This window comes from Candidatus Uhrbacteria bacterium, from assembly GCA_016187485.1.
GTDB lineage: Bacteria > Patescibacteriota > Patescibacteriia > UBA9934 > UBA10169 > JACPJO01.
On record JACPJO010000005.1, the window covers coordinates 269,298 to 288,365 of the forward strand.

Sequence of the window (19,068 nt, forward strand, 5' to 3'; positions counted from 1 at the left end):
AACTACATCAGTTTACGCAAGAGAAGTTTCCCTGCCGTAGAGAGTCCCACAAAAAAGCTCTGGCCCTTTGACAGAGAGTAGTCTGTGTACTTCACCGAACAAGGAATTTCACAGAAAGAAATATTTTTATCGCGGATTTCCTTAATGAACTCAGACGAGACTTCCATGCGATTGCTCCGAAGCGTCAGACGCGAGGCGCCCGCCCGTGTGAACGCGCGGAAACCGCTTTGCGAATCCGTGACCCACAGACCGAAGAGTGCCCACGTCACGGCATTGCCAATCCAATTATACAAACGGCGATACGCCGGCATACCAGATTTCTGGAGCAGCCGCGAGCCGATAACCGCATCTACATGCTTCTCTTCGATTGCGCGGATAAAATGCGGGATCTCGGAGGGATCGTGCTGGCCATCGGCGTCAAGCGTGATAAGTATGTCTGCACCGCGCTTGAGCGCTGCAGAAATCCCTGTGGCAAGGGTCGCCCCAAGTCCGCGGTTCATTATGTGCGCGTACACGCAAGCCCCTGCTTCTTTTGCCCGTTTGGCCGTTTCATCTTTCGATCCATCGTCAATCACCACAACTTCGGAAACAAAAGGAAGAGCGGCTCTCACCACCGATCCTACCATCGACGCCTCATTGTACGCGGGAATAACCGCAATAATTTTCACATGGCAGCAAGAACAATTTTGTTGGCTTGGATGTACTCAACCGTTTTACGCAAACCATCTTCAAGCCGCATGAGCGGGATCCAGCCGAGCTCTTTCGCTTTGTGGATGTCCGGCAGCACAAGCTCGCTCAAAAACGGTAGGGGTGGCTGCTCGACAATCTCCGAAGCCGATCCTAACATGTCCTTAATTTTTTGAGCAACATCCGACAGAAGAAGATCTTGGTCGGACCCAATGTTAATGGGGCCTTCCACTTTTGCCGCCCGCATAAGTCGGATAAGACCGTCCACCACATCCTCCACATACACAAGCGACGTACGGAACTGTCGGCCGCCGAAAATCTCCAGCGGCTTGCTCTCGATGGCGTTCAGAATGAAGTCGGGAATCAAATGCCCGTCAAAGAGCGGCATGCGCGGACCATACGTGCGGAAGATACGTGCAATGCGCGCATCAATGCCGTGCACCTGCCGATACGTTTCAAACATCGTTTCGGAAAATCGCCGTCCTTCGTCGTAGCACGCGCGGGGGGAAAGGTGGTCCACAATGCCTTTCGCCTCTTCAGGCAAAAACTCTGCCGTGTTGTCTTCCCTTTTGCCGTAGACGACGGAACTTGAGGCAAGTAAGATTTTTGCGCGATACTTCACGGCCATTTCCAGCGCATAGTAATTTCCAAGCGAGCTTGAGAGAAGTGTTTGGATCTTAAATTGGTCAAACTGTTTAATGGAAGTGGGGCACGCCAAGTGGTAAATTTCCTGAATGCCGTCGTAGGGGATCCGAAACGCGGAAAGTTCGCGGAAACGCTCCAGATCAAACGGTTCGTTTACGTCCAACCGCAAGAACTGAAAGTTCGGATGCTGAAGGAGAGGCTCAATGTTGCGCACATGGCTCGTGGCAAAATTATCCACGCATACCACTCGCATCCCCTGCCGCAAAAGCTCCTCGCACAAAAAGGAGCCGATAAATCCCGCCCCGCCCGTCACTACCGCTGTATGCATTTGACTCATATAGGCCCTAGTATATCAGAATGTCCACGCACCTACGGTAACCCCCGTCCCGCTCACCTCGTTGGTCTTCCATCTTTCTTCGCTGTCCCCCTTATACATCACAAGCTCACGCGCCTGATCGTCCGTCATTAAAAGGTCGTCCGTGCCGTTCCCGTCAATATCTCCCACCCCAACTTGTACAAGTTTAGCCACATCCACAAAGCGCGGTTTGCGCGTCCACAAAAGCGTGCCTTGATAGGTAAAGGCCCGTGCCTCCATCACGCCGTCACGGCTTCCGACAACAATATCTTTCCGCCCGTTCCCGTCCACGTCGCCAAGCGCCAGCGTGACGCCTTTTGCATCCGTAGCATTAAAGACTTCGATGCGATTGAGTTCCGTGCCGTCTCCACGCAAGATAATCGCCTGGTTAAGCCCATTGGCCGACGTAAGCACGATTTCGTCACCGAGTTTCCCGTCCACATCCCCTACCGCCACATGCGCACCGCGAAGCGCGGGGTCCATCGGCAGGCGTTTCACCAGCTCACCCGTAAGCGAATAAATTTCCACTTGGCTTGCCGTAGGCTCAAAAGCGCTCACGACGAATTCCATCTGCCCGTCACCGCCGATATCGCCAACCGCAACGTCAAACCCGGAGCGGAAACCGGCAAACGCTTGAAACTGCCCGCGGAGCGCTCCATTCATCTCAAACCATCGTACATGCGCCGTTCCCTCGCTTGCCGGAACGACCACGATTTCCGCTTCTCCATCTTGGTCAATATCAGCAACAGTCACCGTCACGCCGCCCGTAAATGACTCATCATACACAAGGTAGCTCCCAAGATGCTCGCGTTCCGCATTGAAAACATTCACTTCGGGTCGCGCGCCGGGGCCTGCGGCAAAAACTACTGGCGAACGCGTGAGACCTCGCACGACAGGCGGCGCAAAGTGCGGAGCGATCTCAAATGCGCGAGCAATGTTCAGACGTCCTGCCCCCACTTTTGCCGCGTGAGGAGTTCCGGCCGTGCGCAGGGGATCCACAGAAAGTTGCAGTACAATTTTCACTTCTTCCGGCGTGAGCGAAGGAAAACGGGAGAGGAGAAGCGCAACGGCTCCCGTTACAACCGGCGCCGCTGTAGACGTGCCTTGCCAGTTGCCTCGATAATAGTCACGGAAAAATTGGTTAAGATCGTTTTGATAAATAGGGCCGAACATCTCAAGCCCCGGGGCGGCAATGTCCGTACAGCGTTTGCCGTAATTCGAGAAATCCGCTTTCTCGTCAGTGCGCGTGGACGCCGCCACCCCGATGACCCAATCCTCGCCGGTGGAGCCAAAAAGACACGCAGGGTAAATAGGATGGACATCGAGATCGGCTTTGCCGTTGCGCCCATCGTTCCCCACTGCTGCCACCACCACCACGCCATGATCGTACGCGCGCTTGATCGTCTGTGAAAACGTATTGTCAATCCGGTCACCAGTGAAACTTAAATTGATTACCTCGGCACCGTTGGCCACCGCATAATTTACTGCGGCAATCGCCGCGTCTTCAGTTCCGGAACCGAGCGCATTCAAGATACGAAGCGGCATAATCTTCACCTGCCAGCTTATCCCCGTCACCCCCTCGGAATTGTCGCCCACTGCTCCGATAATGCCGGCCACAAGCGTTCCGTGATTGATCGCTGCCGGATCGAACGGTATCTGATCTGTTGGCGACGGGTTGTTGTCGTTTTCCACAAAATCCCATCCGTCCACATCGTCTACGTAGCCGTTCAGATCGTTGTCTATACGGTCTCCGGGGATCTCGCGCGTGTTCTTCCAAAGATTCTCTGCAAAATCAGGATGGTTTAGATCTACGCCTGTATCAATCACCGCCACCACCACTTCACGGCTGCCCGTTGTCGTGTCCCACGCCGCTAGCGCTTGCACTTTCGGGAGAAACCATTGGTTGCCAAAAAAGAAATCGTTGGGCGTGCGCGCCAAAACAGAGAACGGAACAAAAAAGACGGCAAGACCTACGACCAGTGCACGTTTCATCCTCCACATACTCTACGGCGTCGCCTCTTGGCGCTTTTCAATAGAAAGTTGGCGCATTTCCTCAATTAACTCATCGTAGTCCGTCGTACTACTTATCTGCTTGGCTACTTCATAATGCGACTGCGCCCGCACATAATCCCCCCCCTCGCGATACCAGTGTCCGAGACGAACCACAAGCGAGAGGTCCTGCCCAAATTGCTCGACTGCCAGTTCAAGAATTTTTCCTACGCGGTCTTTGTGTTCTGGAATGGATTCGTTGATCAAGTCCACAAGACGGGTAACGGTAACAATCTGCGCGCTCTCCTCAAGCGCCTGCAACCACCGCGCCTCGGCGCCTGAAACGTCACCCATGTCCGCAAGCGTCTGTCCCAAGTTTTCCAGTGCCGCCGCGTCCTTAGGATTAATCGCAAGAATGGCATTGTATTCCTGCTTCGCCAATCCAAGTTCCCCCGTCTGGTAGTAGAGGTTCCCAAGCCGCAAAAGTTTCACTATATCCGGTTTTTCATCGGCCGCGATGGAGGCTTTAAGAGTCGCGATGCGCACATCGTATTCCGCCCGCATCTCTGGCGTAAGTCCTTTGTCAATGTAGGTTTTAAACTTCTCATCAGAACGGTTCGCAAGCTCAGGCCGGACAATGAAGATAAGGAGAAGAGCAACCCCTACAGCGGCAACCGCCGCTACAACGCCATGATAATGCCTGGTGGCCATAATGCCGATAGTATACGCAAGAAAGTAACGGATAGCAAAACCAAACTCCCCGGTCTCCCGGGGAGTTATGGTTCTTACTAAGCGAGTGCTTAGAAGATGAGCGATCCACCGGTGATGGGCAGGTTCTTCACCATGTCGCCATCGATACCGTTCGTGCCGCCCTGGTCGTTGGCGCCTGCTCCGATAGAGCCAGCGTCCATATCGCCAGAAGTGGCATTGGAATCGTTCCACACAATCGCATCGAAATCTGTCGTGAGGGCCGCATCGAGCGCAACCTCATCTGGGATGTCAATGCGCAGCGAGTCGTCGTTTACGGCGCTCGGAGAGTTCGTGTCCTGTACATCAAGTTTCAAGATGTACGTTGCGGTTGTTCCCGCCGCAATGTTCTCTTCTCCGACCGTTGTAGAACCGTCGAAGTTGATGTTGATGTAAGTCAAGTCTTCCCCGTTGCCGCAAGACGCACCTGCGCTATCCAAGAGACTTACGTCGGAGTCTTCCGCAAGGTCTGTCGCCAGATCTTCGGAATCATAGAGGTAGACGTCGCCCGCCTCCATGCTGGCCCCGCCGCTTGTACACTCGTTCCACACTCCGCTGCTTGCCGCCGTGGAGCTCATCTTGAAGGTGAGTTCTTCCACGTTGACGTCGCCACGAGAGTCGGCCGCAATGTTGAAGCGGAGCACTTCGATGATACCGGCAATGGCCGCGCCGGACGGAGAGCCGCTTGCGAGGCTGATCGTCGGTTTGGTCTTGCGGATTTCATGATCGTAAGCCGCGATGATTCCAGCGCCAGAGCCTGTAAACGAGGCATCTACATCGCTGTCATCAATCGTTGTGCCAGATCCAGAACCGACGGCACGGAATTCGCCTTCCGTCGTGTCTTGGTTGGACATGTCAAGGTTGACCAAGTCGCCAGACGCGCTGTTCGAGGAACTGACCTCGCCTGTGTTGATCTTCACTGTGAGCACGGCGTTGTCATCCTTCGGCACATAGAAGTCAAGGCCGTTGAACGTGTACGTGCTCGACGTAAGGAACCCAGAGGCCACCTTAGCTTCACCAGCCTGGTTGGCGTAATGGAGTTCCACGCTCGCCACTGCCGTATCGGAACCGCTCGTATTGTCAATCGTCAAGCGATCAACAACGAAGGCTTCGTTACTTGAGGTAAAGCGGAACTTCGAAGCGCTGAGACCCGTGCTGTTGCTAAGAAGGATCGTCGAGTTCGGACTTCCGCCGTCGCGAGCGATCGTGAGCGAACCAGCATTGGCAACCGTCTGGAAGATGGTCTGCGTCGTGTTGGCCGTAGAGCCATTGACCGCATTACCATCCTTGTCCACCGCCGTGATGTCTCCTGCCGCATCAACCTCGGCCGTGAGCGAGTCGTTCGTTGAACTTGTCGGCGTCACGTTTGCCAAGTTACAGCGGAGCACCATCTTAAGCGACTGGCTCGCCGGCACCGTCCAGCTGAATCCGCTGAAGGTGATGTCGGAACCTGTGCCGCTCGTGAAGGCCGCTGGAGACTCTGGGCCGTCAATCAAGGCGCCTGTGGCTGCATCGTAAACAGAGCAGCTGTTTACGGTATTGCGCACGTTGACGTCCTTGTTGTCGTTCGTTGTGTGTTCCGCATCGTCATCTCCATACATCTTGAATGTCGTGGAGCTAACGGTGATAGAGGAAGCTGTTCCAGCCGAGAAGCTGAAGCCGACCACATCAACGTTGCTTGTGCCCTTCACGTACGTGGAGGACGCAGGCGTGCTGGCCACCGTTACGGTGAGGCTGGCAAGACGAACCGTAAGCATGTTGCCTGTAAGGTCCGAGCCAGGAATGATGTCCGTTCCAACCGTAAGCGAGTCATTGTTGGTATCGCGGGCGGTTGTTTCAGAGACATCGAGCGTGGCGCGGATGGCGTCATTGGCAGAGATATCCGTGAACGTGGCGTTGTCCTGGACATCCACTTTGAGCTGGACCACCAGGGACTCACCGGCATTCATCGTAAAGTCATCCGTCAGGTTAACCGCAGCAACAGTGTCAGACGTAACCGTCATGTCATACGGACCGCTGATCGTGGCGCCTGTGGTCTTACTGACCAAGCGGGCGTTCTGATAGTTGTGCGTGGTAGAAGCCGTGCCGCAAGCACCCGTGCAGAAGTCTGCCGTTCCAGAGCCACCATCAAGGTCGAACTGGAGGTTGCGGATTTCCACAAGGTTCTGTGCCGTGAACGTTCCTTCCCAGATCACGACGCCATTCTGGTTCTCCCCAATGTCACCGGTCGAAGGACCGTTGAAAGCAAAAGTGAGTTGACCAGCCTGGATTTGCGAACAGTCGTAGCCAGCAGCATCAGTTGTACAGGTTGTAAACGCCGTGCCGAAGTTGTTCGTCACGCGCACACCGAACCCGTACTTAAGACCGATGGCATAGACGTCCGTTGTTTCCTCAACGCGGACGCGAAGTCCGTCGCTGTTTTCCCCACCAACCTTTGCGTACACTTCGAATTCACGGTTATTGCCTTGCGCAACTTCGTAAGGCGTCGTGAGTTCAAAGAGAACGTAGTTCCCAGACTGGGCACCCGTGGCAAGCACGGAGTTGTTCTGGCGGAGTTCGTATTGCGAGTGATCCTTAGCCTCGTCTACTTCCAAGCGCAAGCGGTAAAGCTTGAACCCTTCTGTGGAGTTGGCTGTCAGGCGGAAGTTCGCAATTTTGGCGATCTCACCAACCTTGGGGTTGGAGATTGTTCCTGTGTCATCAACCGTCACAAGACCGACGTCTGTTGCAGACGTTGTCATGACGTTGCTTGCAACCGGGAACGAACCAGACACCGTGGCATTGGACGCAACTGCGGCCGCCGAAGCGATCTGGAATTGGATGGTATTACCACCATTGATACCGTTGGTCATGTCACCCACCACCGTAATGGTACGGGTCTGACCGGCAGAGACTTTGAGCGACATACCACCGAAGATGGCCGTACGCGTCGTCGAGTTAATCGAGCGAGCGTTGGTCAGACGGTTGTTGCCCTCAAAGAGGTAGAGGGAGCTCAAGTCCGATGTCACTCCAAGTCCCGCCATCGTCACGGTGAGAGACGTAACCGTCGCATCGCCGCTGGCTGCGGAAAGATTGAAGCTCATGAAGCGAACCTGCGAAGCACCGTCCGCGATGGTAGCGGCGGCAGGCGTGTCAGACGACAAGCTTACCGAGAGACCACCAGCGGCTGGTGTCGAAGAACTCGCGATTTGTGCCGGATTCGAGAGAGCATTCTCTGCACCCGTCACTTCAGCTCCTGCGGGAACGGAGGCAAGCACATCGGAGCTCGGCGTGAGGAAGAAGCGATCCTGAATGCCATTGGCAGATTGACCCGCCGCTGACACCAAGCGCTTCTGGCCACCCCAAACCACATACTTGCTGGCACCAGAGGACACATACATACCGTCATACGCTGCGGCGCTCATCAACGAGGAGCCGACAGAGTAATCAACAAAGAAGACTTCTGGAACGTCGTCAATAAACGTGTTCCATGCAGCACCGGCAAGACCCATAGCCACGGCCTCGGTTTCAATCCAGCGGATTGCTCCGTTTGGCGTAACGGCGTAGGTCTTGGGGTCGCTTTGAATTTTCACCCAGCGTGAGCCCGGGCGATAGACAACATTGCCGGCAAGCGGGATCGCTGCCAGTTCGCTGTCAGAGAGCATTACAACTCCAGCAAAGCTCGTGTACCAAGAGTTGAATGTCTTCACGTTCGGGAAGGTGTAGCGCTGTCCATCGGCTGCATAATAGTAGACCGTGGAAAGAGAACCCTTTACCAATGAGCCGGGAGCAGCCGCGCTGGCCGTTTGCGGAACCGCAAAGGCAGCGATGCCCACCGTCCAAAGGATCGTGGCCGCCACGACAATCATCGTGAGCGCCTTCTTCCCAAAACGAAGGGAATTATCCATACGTAACATTTGTGTATTAGAGACTTTTAGGTCGGAGTGTCCTGCGCCCGCCTTTTACGGGTCGACCTTTTATGCAGAGACACAGAGTTAACAAGAGGCCCTTGGCCGTTTGAACCGTTGGTTCAACAGACCTTCTCGCTCGTGAACGCTTGGCGCACACAAGCGGGAAGGGACGTCGAAATTACTCGGCTGGGGGAAGCGGGAGGGGTTCTTCTTTCGGTTGTAGACTGATCTGAATTTCCAGCTGAACCAACAGGTCGTCCACGACGAGCATCGTGGTCTGCAGACGAGAAAGAGTCTCGAATGCCGACCGGAATCCACCCGCGACCAATTGATTCGTTGCTTTATCCAAATCCGGCTGTACGGAAACAAGCTGTGCACGGATTTTCGACACGAGTGCACGCGCGGAGGCCGCCAGTTCGCCATCCATTTGCCCACGATCCAACACCGCTTGAATTGTGCTCAACCGTGCTTTCACTATCGCCACGCGCGCCTGCAAATCGTTCAGGTTGTTGCGGAAGACATTCTGCAGGTCGTCTTTACTCTCCCCCCCGGGAACCGTTTCTTGTTTCTCCACCAGCGTCTCGACTGCCCGTTGTCCCACAGAAACGACATCTTGCTGGGCACCACGGACGTTTTCCAATACTTGTTCATCGGCACGCACGTCGCTTGCCGGTGCCACATCTTTGCGGATGGTCGCCGCATACGCATTCGTCTTCTCGCCCACAAGTTCAACAAGAGCCGCCGCTTCAGACGGATTGCTCTCTTTCACCGATGCCAAGTGGGAATTTACGGAGGCCATTTCTTTGCGGAATTGATCTACCGCGCTTTGCACGCGCACCTGTTTGCCCGAGCGTGTGGACGACTGGACATTCTTGATTTCCGCCAAACGACGGCCGGCAAATTCGAGCTGAAGCTTTGTGCGTTGTTCGACTGACGTTGTGAGGGTAAGGTGAACTTTTTCGGCAGCCATCTTAATAGGATAAAGCGTGTCGCCGGGAACAGATTCGGACGAGGCATTAACCGCCACGACCCAGCCGCCAAGTGTGAGAACAATGGAAGAAACACCCACCGCCAGAGGGCGTGCGACAGACTCAGCAACAAAGCTCAATACAAACTGCCACACATGTTGCCCGCCATAAACAGGGCGCGCCACATCTTCAGCACCAAGAGAACGCAAAAGCGCCAAGCGGCCCCCCTCAAGCTTGGCGTCAGTCGTCGCACCAAACTCCTCGCGCGAGCGAAGAGAGCGGAGATTTATTTTGAAAAATTGAGAGTTCATGGGTTTGACAGACGCTCCTCCAGCGTCCGGAGCGCGCGGTGTGTGAGCACGCGCACGTTGTTTTCTGTCTTCTGTAGATGATCGGCAACCTCGCTTACGGACAACCCGTCGAAGTAGCGGAGAAGAACAACGGCTTGCTGATCTTCTGGCAGGTCTTTCAACGCCCGCCGGACCACTTCCGCATCGGCAAGGTTCTCAATGTGTTTTGCCTCTACACCGGCATCGCTTGAAAATAACTCCCCCTCAAGATCTGCACTCACCGTCTCCTTTCGACCGCGTGAGCGATAAAAGTCTGAAATGCGGTTTCGCGCCACCGAGAACAGGAGTCCGCTGATACTATCCACCGGCGTAGCCGTCAGATAGTCCCAAACCTTGAGAAAGACGTCCGAGAGGACATCATCCGCATCGGACGGAGCCGGCAGGCGGAAGGTAAGGTATCTGCGCAGACGAGGCGCAAACTCCATGTAAAGCTCGCCATAGGCTTGCTTATCGCGGAACCGCAATATGCGGAAGAGCAGGAATTTTTCGCGCAAAGTCTGCATGTAGGATGACGCGCTTTTCGGCCCATGTGTTACATGGTGGCTAAAAATAGCAGAAAAGCTTTAAAAAATCAATATTTCAAACCCGGACCTTGACATTTACATCCTTTTTTGGCTACACTAGCGTACACAAATCACCGTCTCTTAGTGATCACTTAGTTGTCACTAAGAGACAACTAAGTGAGATTACCCTATGCCAATCAATGCCATCATTCGCCTGTCTGTTTCCGAGGCTGCTCGCCTATTTGGGGTAAGCCAACGAACCATCCGACGGGCTCTGGCTGCAGGCGAGATTACCTATGTAGTCGTTCAGGGACGGTACAAAATTAATTTCGAGTCGCTTTTGAAGTGGAGCCAGACGACCACAACGGCGAAAAATAAGCTGGAACAGAAGGGTATTGGCCAATACGTCGGGCAATGGAAGATCAAGAACAAACTGTTTTCGCCAAACCCCAAGGCCTTAGAAAACGAGGAGAAAACAACGAACATGTGAAACGGCTCATCCTCGCCACCCTCTTCCTCGCGCTCCCAACCCTTTTTGTCCACGCCGCGGTACAAACCGACCCGGACAAATACGTACGCACGGCAAATTACTTTCTACTCTCGGGCCGCGCGCTCGAAACCCCCGAAGCGAAGGCTACCCTTCCCAAGTTCGACCTTCTCATTTTACCGGTAGAAGCGCAGGTCTACAATGCGGCATTTTTTGCGCACGCTCGGCAAATGAATCCCGACATCATTATTTTGGCATACGTCGTCTCGACAAGCTGGAATAACTTGTACTGGAATGACACACTGCACACGCGCATGCGGCAAGGGATTGCAGATGCATGGTGGCTCACAGACGGAAACGGAAACCGCACATCAAACTGGCCTGGGCTCACGCTCCTTAATCTCCACAGTGGGTGGACGGACTACTTGGCAAATTTTACCGCCACGCAGATTCTTGCTACAGGGTTGTGGGACGGTGTGATGTATGACGATGTGGGGGAGGGCATCAGCTCGATTGGGTCAGCTGATGTGAATATGGACGGACGTGCCGACGAGGCAGGGAGCGCCGATGCTCTGTGGCGCGCGGGGTATGTGCGCCTTGCCGCACGAACGCGCGAATTGGCAGGACCAGGCAAACTCATCCTTACCAACGGTTCTTCACGAACGGAACTCGCTCCGTATGTGAATGGGCGCATGTTCGAATCGTTCCCGACACCGTGGGAAGGCGATTGGGCGACGGTGACGCGCAAATATGTTGCCGAGGAGAGTCGTGTGAAGTCGCCGGTTACAAATATTGTCAATGGCGGCACAGATAACACGGGACGGCAGAATGATTATGCAGACATGCGTTACGGGCTTACGACCACCTTGCTCGGCGGCGGATATTTTGGCTATGACTTCGGCACGACACGCCACAATGATTTGTGGTATTACGACGAATACGACGCGTGGCTGGGCGCGCCAAGCGAGGGGCGACGCGATCGCATGACGCCGGGCAACACCACTATTAAGCCGAGCGTGTGGGAACGTCGGTTCGAGCGCGGTACCGTAATTGTGAACTCCACGACCGAGCGCAAACGCGTTCGGCTGAATGGTGAGTATGAACACTTGCGCGGAACCCAGGATTCCACGGTCAACAGCGGACGCATCGTCTCAAGCGTAGACGTGAATGCGAAAGACGGGGTGATTCTGCTGCGCACTATCGAAGAAATCATGGACGCCGTATATCAAAATGGATCCTTTGCCCGCGTTTTTCGCGCAGACGGAAGTGTGAAGCGCAACGGGTTCTTCCCGTTCGATGATCGCGCAAGCGGCGGGGAGCGCGTCATGCGTGTGAATCTTGACAGCGATACCGGCCGCGAGTGGATTGTCGCAGGAAATTCGCGCGTAGATCTGTACGACGAAAACGGCAGCAAATATAAAAGCTTCTTCCCCTATACCGAGGCCTACAAACTCGGCGTGAATATTGCTGTGGGAGATTTGGAAAACGATGGGAGCATGGAAATTGTCACGGGCACTGAGCGGGGCGGCGGCCCACAGATCCGCATCTTTAATAAAGATGGGAACTTGATCCACCCCGGATTTTTCGCCTACGACAAAGCATTCCGCGGCGGAGTGAACGTGGCTATCGGTGATTTAAACGGGGATGCGATTTCGGAAGTGATTGCGGGGGCAGGCGTCGGCGGCGGCCCGCATGTGCGCGTCTTTAACAAGGACGGCAAGGTTATCAACCCCGGATTTTTCGCCTACGATCCCGCCTTTCGCGGCGGCGTCAACGTTGCGTCTGCCGATGTTACGGGAGATGGGATAGATGATATTATTACAGGGCCGGGGAAAGGTGGCGGGCCAGAGGTGCGCGTGTTTGATCGAAACGGAAAACGTTCGGCCGCCTTCTTTGCCTTCGACAAAAATTCACGTGCGGGCGTAGAGGTCTCCGCCACGGATCTTGATCATGACGGCACCGCAGAAATTCTTGGATTCAGTGACGAGCCTTTTGCCCCCTAGACCTATGCCAGAACAGAACATAAAACAAAAAACTCTTGGACTTGCGCGTCACCCGGGCTCATGGATCACCGCGCCTCTGCATCGCCGCTATCACCGCCACTATCACGGAAAGCACACGTACCCAAAGATCGTCTTTGGCATAGACCTCACCCTGTTTGGCATCGTGATCGGTACTCTTGCCTCTGCCGCTTTTGTTATTTTTTTTGGTCCGGCGCGCATTATTGACCAAGTAGATTTTACCGCGAGCGTAGCCCCAACAGAGATCCGCTCAGGTTCTCCCTCTACCCTCCTCATGGAATGGCAGAACACGTCCAAAGAGGAATTACGCGATGCCAACATTACCTTTCTCTATCCTGATCACTTCCTGGTACAGAACTTGTACTTCGGGGGTATCGAGACAGACCAACAAACCATCCGTGTGGGAACCATCCCGCCGGGCGGTTCGGGGGCCGTGAAAATCCGCGGCGTGATGTTTGGAGATGTTGGCGGACAGCAATCGTTCACGACTACACTTTCTGGCCGTTACGGGAAATGGAACCGGCGAGTGCAAAAGTCCGTGACGCACGATTTTGTTCCCGGCGCATCGGCTCTTGCTATTTCTGACACACTCCCCGATACCCTTGTATCCGGACAAGACGTGGAGGGTGTCATCATGGTAGCAAACACGAGCACGATAGATTTCGGCGCCATCGCTATTCGTTCACGCCGGACAGATTTTGGATTTGTGGCGCACGATGGGGATGTGCGCACACGACAAGAAGACGGTACCGTTACATGGATCATTCCCTCCCTCAAAGCGGCGTCGACACGCACTCTTCGTGTCCTGGGTCGCGCCCCAAATCGTACAGAGGAGTCCGTGGAGCAATGGGGATTCGAAGCCGCCTTCACGTTTGAGAACTCCACGTATGCGCAAGGAAAAACCGTGCACGATTTCCGTCTGATCCCCTCTCCGCTCTCTGCTAACCTCGAGGCAGATCATACCTTTTTGAATCCGGGAACGGACTTCTCCGCACACGTGACCTTCAAAAATATCGGCGAGGAGACGCTCGAGAATATCGTGTATATTCTCGAGGCTCGTTCCCCTTTCTTCGCGGCGCGCGACGGAGAGGGCACGGTATACGACCGGGCCAAGAACCGTTGGCGCGTTGAAGCCGATCTCCCGCGCACGCTTGAGCCTGGAGAGGAAGTCTCCGCTCGCGTGCGTCTGCCCGTTCGGCTCTCCATTCCCGCATCATCGGTACAAACACACGAACGATTAACAGGCACCGTGCAATCAGGCGCCTCGTTCGCCCTGCGTTCGTCGGGAATTTCTATAGAAGTCCGATCACGCGAGCTTGTCCTTCCTATCACCTCACCCATAGCACTCTCCTCATTTGGTCGTTATGCCACAGCGCAAGGTGACCAGCTAGGTCGCGGCCCGCTTCCGCCAAGCGTGGGGGAGGAAACACGTTATTGGGTGTTTTGGAACATTGCCGGCACCACAAACCCCATCAAGAATATTGTGGTGGAAGGAACGCTCCCGCCGTACGCGCGTTTCACCGGCAAGCAGACAATTTCCGCCGGGGCACGTGTAGCAAAGGAGGGAGAGTATGTGCGCTGGAAAATTCCAGAACTTGCCCCAAATTTTGCGCCAGGAAGCCCCCGTGCCGGCGCGGCATTCGAGATCGGAGTGACGCCAAACGAGGCGCACCTCGGCCGTCCGCTGTCTGTCCTCGATGAAATCACTCTTACTGGCATTGATGCTGTCACGGGAGAAATTGTGCGCGCTTTCGGCGCCCGCGTAACAACAAACCTGCCTGATGACCCCATGGCGCGCGGGCTTGGCAATGTTATCGCAACCCCCGAGGTTATTTTCTAGCTTTCCCGTAAACGGGGTCAGGTCTTGAATTTTGAATTTTAGCTAATTCGATAATTTTACTCACCGTGGAGTAATGAAGGTCAAGATACTTTGCAATATCCGTTTGAGTGTATCTTGCTCGAAAATAGGCCAAAACGATGCCCTTATTGCGATCCGTCTTGTCCCCTATTCTGTAAAAGATCTCCTTAAGGGAAGGGCGACCAATCATACGCTCTTCCACCGGGATCTCAATGAGGTCATCCACGTCATGAATGGACTCACGCAACGCGTGTTTAAATTGCAGGTATCCGAGAGGACCATCGGTGAGTCCAGCATCATCCAAAAACATGCCATCGCTGATAAACTTTTTGTAAAGAATCTGCGCCTGTCGCCTTTTTGTACTGAACTGGGAGAGGAGCCAATTCACCGAGAGGCACGGAGGGATAGACACGAGACCAGAGGTTGCCCCATAACTGCTCCACCGCCATTGCTGCGGATACTTCACGACTCGAGCGCGTACGGGGTTAAGGACAATATATCTTGCCACTTCTAAAAGGTAGGGCTCTTTTTCGATTACGAAAGCTTTATAACGCCCTTCAAATACATGTCCATTTCGTCCGTGAGCCTTGTTGAAGTGTTGAGAGTAAACACCGTTGAGCTGTTTCATTCCACGCGCAAGGTTTGCTTCACCCGTCTCGACAAGAAGATGGTAGTGATTATCTAACAGACAATAGGCATGGCAAGACCACTTATAAGACGACACGGTGTCTGCCAGTACACGAAGAAAATCTTTTCTATCTCTTGAACCCAGAAAAATTGGAAGTCGTGAGTTGCCTCGAGAGATGACGTGGTAAAGCGCTCCCGGATACTCAATCCGAAGTGGACGAGCCATAAAGTTGAAAATTCAAAATTCAAGACCTGACCCCGTTTTGGGTTTTTTTGAAAATTTCGAGAAGACGGTCTATGTGTTTTTCTGGAGAGAAAACCATCTCTGCACGCAGGCGTGCCGCGCGGCCATATGTTTCGGCGGACAGAGGATCTTGCAAAAGAATCTCGATGGTCTTCTTCCACGCATCCACATTTCCGGCAGAAACCACACGTCCAGAAACCCCATCTTCTACGACCTCCGGTAATCCTCCCTGATCGCTCACAAGAACGGCTTTTCCGTGCGCCATTGCTTCAAGAGCTGTAAGGCCAAAGACCTCCGGCCAGAGTGAGGGAACGATTACCACAGATGCCGCGAGGTACCACGCCGCCAGTTCTTCCCGCAGAAGCCACCCGGTGACCTCGCAATTTTTTGACGCTGTTCCTTTTATAAAGGGGAGCAACGGTCCATCGCCAGCAATCACAAACTTTACATCTGGCATGGCACGTGCAAGTTCCACGACAAACCGCGTCCCCTTCTCCTCTACGAGTCGAGAGACGAACAACACAGAGCCGTCCCCACGCGACGAGATGGGGACGTTTTTTGTTTCCACAAAATGCGGGAGGTGTACGAGCTTTGTCGGAGCAAACCCAGCTTCGCGCATCTGCTCAAGAACAAACCGGGACGGGCAAACAAACGTGGCAATACCGCGATCATACAGGCGAAGAAAACGATGCGTATGAAACACGGTCGCCTGTGCCAGATGCGCAGCAAAAGAGTTTTTGTGAAAGCGCTCATGCGGTGCGCGCCATTGCATGTAATTTGGAGAAAGCATGTGGTAATCATGCACCGTCATCACCGCAGGAACATGGGCGTCACGAAGCGCGTCCAACACGGACGGAGAGAGCTGCGTGTAAATATTGTGGACATGCGCCACCTCTGCGTGGAACTCGTCCGCAAGGCGCTTCACGCCGTCACGCGCTTTCCAATTGTAAAGCATGCGACCGAAGGCACGCGCGCCCTCACCGGTGAATTGCGCAGCGTGTGTATCCATCGGCGGAGCAAAATACTTTGCCCACGGACTTGGCAGGTTATGAGGATCTTGCATCGCAAATGGAGCAACAGCATGCCCGCGCTCTGCAAGAAGCCGGTTTACTTCTAACTGATAGCGCGAGGCGCCATCACGATCCCAATAATACTTATGTATGCTGAGGATGTTCATAAGACACCTTCTTTTCTTCCAAGAACTGTCACAAACCCCCCATAAAGCCAGAAGTGATATGCCAGAGTTCGGGTTTCAAGAAAGCTCGCCAAGAATGCATGGATGCTCATAGCGACAATGATCCCCATAAACCCGAGCGCCATGGCACGCGCAAATGGATCGTGCGCACCACGCCACGTACGCGCCGCCAGCGCGCCGAGCGCTGCAAACATCCAGAGATAAAAGATGAGGCCTAAGGTTCCCGTTTCGCCCCACAAGGATAGCCAGTTGTTATCAATATAGCCTTCCGTTCCACCGACGCCAAACGGGAGTCCAAGCATATCATAGACACGCGTGTTTCGAAGCGCGAGCACAGCTCCGCCGCCAAACTGCCCGGGGCCGTGGCCGAAAAGCGGCGCTGCCGGGACGACATGCAGCGGCGTATTCACGATCCAAAACAAGCGGCCGAGTCCGTAATATTCCCCTTGCCAACGCGAGAGAGAAAACGCTTCAAAAAACCGCTCCGCAACTCCCTGCCGCGGCACATCGATAAGACGGCTAACGACGACTCCAGAAAAAAGTACATACGCGCTTGTGAAAAGAAGAAAAGTGACAAGCGCCACGCGCACGCGCATATCACGCTTGAGGAGAAAACCGATGAGGAGAAACCCTAAGACAAATCCAAACCAGCCGCTGCGAGAATACGTAAGAACAAGCGCCGGAAGGCCGAGAAGAAAGAGTGCGCGTAATTCAAACCGATGGACGAGATGCCGCATTTCATAGAGGATCCCCGCGCCAAGAAGAAGCGCAAACGAAAGAAAGGTCGCAAGACGATCATAGCGGCCAAGAGTGGCAAATACGCGCGACCCGGGATCCCAAAACCGGAATGCGTTGGGTGCAAGTGTGAGTTCCCCAAAAAATCTCCCTTCCGAAGGAAAGAGCAGCGTATCGAGCCGCTCGCCAACAATGGCTTGGAGAATACCGAGTCCGGCTTCCGCAAGAGCAAGCGCCAAGAGAGCTATGGTGAGGCGTTTCATGAACGTGCGCGAGGGGTGAAGGTAAACTGCGGCAAAATAGACAATGGGAAAACGGAGGATCTGGCGTGCGCCAAGAAGAGCCGTCTCGGGCGGAAGAAGATTAATGACGATAGACGCAAGCATCGTGACCAGAAAAAGGGCGAACGGGAGATCAAGCGGAGTACATGTCCGGCGAGAAGATGCAAGAACAGAAACAATGGCAACGCCCGCGACACCGTAGAGCAAGACTTCAGGAAAAAACCTGGCGTAGACAAAGAGGTGGTCGGGGACAAATTTGAGAACAAACGGCTCAAGAGGAAAATAGAGCGCAAGACCAGCAAGAATCCACAGAGGTCGCAAAAGGGCAACACCAAAACACAAGATGCCGATGAGCACAGCGAGCGCGGTTATGGGGGACAAGAAGACGGCAAGAACAATCGTGAGAGCCGTAGTAAAAATAATCCACAACGCAGGAGCCTTCATAGCGTTTTTTCAAAAGCAATGTTCAAGTACGGAAAGAGCGCGTTAATCGGCACACGACGGCTCCACGTAGAAAAGCAGATAGCAAGCACAAAAAACATTATACGCAAGAGAAAAACAAGGAGTGCCACTGGACCGCGCTTACGCTCCCCCAGGCGCTTGAAGTACGCGCGGTACTCTTCAAGCGGGCGGGTCAAAGCTGGTCGCATGTCCTCTGGGAGCAGTCGCCGAATGCCCCACCACGTGCCGCCGACAATACCGTCGTAGACAAGTTCGTCGTTGGTCTTTTTCCCAAACTCTTCCGGACGGAGTATCCGTGCTGCCTTGCACGCAAGAGTAAGCGGCATCCAGCTTGTAAACGGCAGACGCGTGGTGTGTCCGTCGTACGGCCAGAGACGATTGGGGGTTTCCGTAATAATAAGAAGGCCGTGCGGTTTTAAAAATGCACAAAGCTGGTGCAGCAGACCGCGTCGATCTTTTGGGTGGATATGCTCCACAACCGCACTCATGGTCACGAGATCAAACGATGCACGAGGAAATGGCAGAGTGCCTACATCATGCTCCCCCACGATGCCCACACGGTCGGCAAGACCTTCATCCCGCAGCCGAAGCCGCGCCGCTTGGCGGTAGAGCGGCATAAGTTCGACAGACGTGACGGCCGCTCCTTCACGCGCTAAAAAAATCGCGGAGCTCCCGCACCCGCTTCCAAAATCGAGTACAGACTTCCCCGCTACATCCGTCTGGCGCCGGACAAATCCGAGAAACTGCTCCTGCACGTACCCCGGGTCGTCAACGCGGAGAATCTCGTCATAGAGATAGTCTCCCTTTGCCGCAAAGAGCGCGTCAAGAGTCCCCTTGCGGTAGGGGGTGCGGAACGTCACGCCGTCCGTGTGCCAGCGCCCATCAAAAAAAACACGCCCGTGAAGCGTTGCCTCCCGTTCGTCTCCCAGATCTTTCACAAGAAGATGAGACATAAGGGTAGTATAGCAAAAAAGAGATCAACGTAAGGAGGACAACATAGGTACACAACAATTCGAAAACCCCG

General features: G+C 54.3%; 14 protein-coding genes. 3 read left to right on the plus strand and 11 right to left on the minus strand.

Annotated features, from left to right (window positions below):
• Positions 1-2: 2 nt before the first annotated feature.
• From HYW18_04130 to HYW18_04160, 7 genes are all read right to left on the minus strand, one after another.
• On the minus strand, positions 3-668 hold the full coding sequence (locus HYW18_04130; GenBank protein ID MBI2485303.1) for a glycosyltransferase family 2 protein: 666 nt from the start codon (positions 666-668) through the stop codon (positions 3-5).
• The gene (locus HYW18_04135; GenBank protein MBI2485304.1) at positions 665-1,669 is read right to left on the minus strand and encodes an NAD-dependent epimerase/dehydratase family protein; all 1,005 of its coding nucleotides are present in this window, start codon (positions 1,667-1,669) and stop codon (positions 665-667) included. Before HYW18_04135 ends, HYW18_04130 begins: the two co-directional genes overlap by 4 nt.
• A 15-nt stretch (positions 1,670-1,684) precedes the next feature.
• Positions 1,685-3,679, minus strand: a complete 1,995-nt coding sequence (locus HYW18_04140) for a S8 family serine peptidase (protein ID MBI2485305.1) — start codon at positions 3,677-3,679, stop codon at positions 1,685-1,687.
• Positions 3,680-3,691: 12 nt separating this feature from the next.
• Entirely contained in the window at positions 3,692-4,387 is a 696-nt protein-coding gene (locus HYW18_04145) for a tetratricopeptide repeat protein (protein ID MBI2485306.1), read from the minus strand.
• An 89-nt stretch (positions 4,388-4,476) separates the two neighbouring features.
• Positions 4,477-8,310: a hypothetical protein gene (locus HYW18_04150; GenBank protein ID MBI2485307.1), complete on the minus strand. Its 3,834-nt coding sequence runs from the start codon at positions 8,308-8,310 to the stop codon at positions 4,477-4,479.
• A gap of 181 nt (positions 8,311-8,491) precedes the next feature.
• The gene (locus HYW18_04155) at positions 8,492-9,592 is read right to left on the minus strand and encodes a hypothetical protein (protein MBI2485308.1); all 1,101 of its coding nucleotides are present in this window, start codon (positions 9,590-9,592) and stop codon (positions 8,492-8,494) included.
• Positions 9,589-10,134 (minus strand): sigma-70 family RNA polymerase sigma factor, encoded by a 546-nt coding sequence (locus HYW18_04160; GenBank protein MBI2485309.1) that lies wholly within the window; start codon positions 10,132-10,134, stop codon positions 9,589-9,591. Before HYW18_04160 ends, HYW18_04155 begins: the two co-directional genes overlap by 4 nt.
• Before the next feature lie 190 nt (positions 10,135-10,324).
• Here HYW18_04160 and HYW18_04165 point away from each other — a divergent pair, with 190 nt between their 5' ends.
• The 3 genes from HYW18_04165 to HYW18_04175 are packed head-to-tail and all read left to right on the plus strand — an operon-like array spanning position 10,325 to position 14,482.
• Positions 10,325-10,624, plus strand: coding sequence for a helix-turn-helix domain-containing protein (locus HYW18_04165; GenBank protein ID MBI2485310.1), 300 nt, complete (start codon positions 10,325-10,327; stop codon positions 10,622-10,624).
• The gene (locus HYW18_04170) at positions 10,621-12,624 is read left to right on the plus strand and encodes a hypothetical protein (protein MBI2485311.1); all 2,004 of its coding nucleotides are present in this window, start codon (positions 10,621-10,623) and stop codon (positions 12,622-12,624) included. The genes HYW18_04165 and HYW18_04170 overlap by 4 nt, the downstream gene beginning before the upstream one ends.
• A gap of 4 nt (positions 12,625-12,628) precedes the next feature.
• Positions 12,629-14,482 carry a hypothetical protein gene (locus tag HYW18_04175; GenBank protein MBI2485312.1) on the plus strand — a complete coding sequence of 618 codons (1,854 nt, stop codon included), beginning with the start codon at positions 12,629-12,631 and terminating at the stop codon, positions 14,480-14,482.
• Here the strand turns inward: HYW18_04175 and HYW18_04180 are convergent.
• Genes HYW18_04180 through HYW18_04195 form a run of 4 tightly spaced genes read right to left on the minus strand, consistent with a single transcriptional unit; the run spans position 14,472 to position 18,997 of the window.
• Positions 14,472-15,353 carry a transposase gene (locus tag HYW18_04180; protein ID MBI2485313.1) on the minus strand — a complete coding sequence of 294 codons (882 nt, stop codon included), beginning with the start codon at positions 15,351-15,353 and terminating at the stop codon, positions 14,472-14,474. The genes HYW18_04175 and HYW18_04180 overlap by 11 nt on opposite strands.
• Before the next feature lie 19 nt (positions 15,354-15,372).
• Positions 15,373-16,548, minus strand: a complete 1,176-nt coding sequence (locus HYW18_04185) for a glycosyltransferase family 4 protein (GenBank protein MBI2485314.1) — start codon at positions 16,546-16,548, stop codon at positions 15,373-15,375.
• Complete coding sequence (locus tag HYW18_04190; GenBank protein ID MBI2485315.1) at positions 16,545-18,026, minus strand: O-antigen ligase family protein; 1,482 nt, start codon at positions 18,024-18,026, stop codon at positions 16,545-16,547. The genes HYW18_04185 and HYW18_04190 overlap by 4 nt, the downstream gene beginning before the upstream one ends.
• Positions 18,023-18,997, minus strand: a complete 975-nt coding sequence (locus tag HYW18_04195; protein MBI2485316.1) for a class I SAM-dependent methyltransferase — start codon at positions 18,995-18,997, stop codon at positions 18,023-18,025. The genes HYW18_04190 and HYW18_04195 overlap by 4 nt, the downstream gene beginning before the upstream one ends.
• Positions 18,998-19,068 lie beyond the last annotated feature (71 nt).

Coding starts and splice junctions, on each gene's coding strand:
- HYW18_04180 (MBI2485313.1), bottom strand. CDS start 15,353: ATGGCTCGTCCACTTCGGATTGAGTATCCGGGAGCGCTTTACCACGTC.
- HYW18_04195 (MBI2485316.1), bottom strand. CDS start 18,997: ATGTCTCATCTTCTTGTGAAAGATCTGGGAGACGAACGGGAGGCAACG.
- HYW18_04140 (MBI2485305.1), bottom strand. CDS start 3,679: ATGAAACGTGCACTGGTCGTAGGTCTTGCCGTCTTTTTTGTTCCGTTC.
- HYW18_04175 (MBI2485312.1), top strand. CDS start 12,629: ATGCCAGAACAGAACATAAAACAAAAAACTCTTGGACTTGCGCGTCAC.
- HYW18_04135 (MBI2485304.1), bottom strand. CDS start 1,669: ATGAGTCAAATGCATACAGCGGTAGTGACGGGCGGGGCGGGATTTATC.
- HYW18_04155 (MBI2485308.1), bottom strand. CDS start 9,592: ATGAACTCTCAATTTTTCAAAATAAATCTCCGCTCTCTTCGCTCGCGC.
- HYW18_04150 (MBI2485307.1), bottom strand. CDS start 8,310: ATGGATAATTCCCTTCGTTTTGGGAAGAAGGCGCTCACGATGATTGTC.
- HYW18_04165 (MBI2485310.1), top strand. CDS start 10,325: ATGCCAATCAATGCCATCATTCGCCTGTCTGTTTCCGAGGCTGCTCGC.
- HYW18_04145 (MBI2485306.1), bottom strand. CDS start 4,387: ATGGCCACCAGGCATTATCATGGCGTTGTAGCGGCGGTTGCCGCTGTA.
- HYW18_04185 (MBI2485314.1), bottom strand. CDS start 16,548: ATGAACATCCTCAGCATACATAAGTATTATTGGGATCGTGATGGCGCC.
- HYW18_04190 (MBI2485315.1), bottom strand. CDS start 18,026: ATGAAGGCTCCTGCGTTGTGGATTATTTTTACTACGGCTCTCACGATT.
- HYW18_04160 (MBI2485309.1), bottom strand. CDS start 10,134: ATGCAGACTTTGCGCGAAAAATTCCTGCTCTTCCGCATATTGCGGTTC.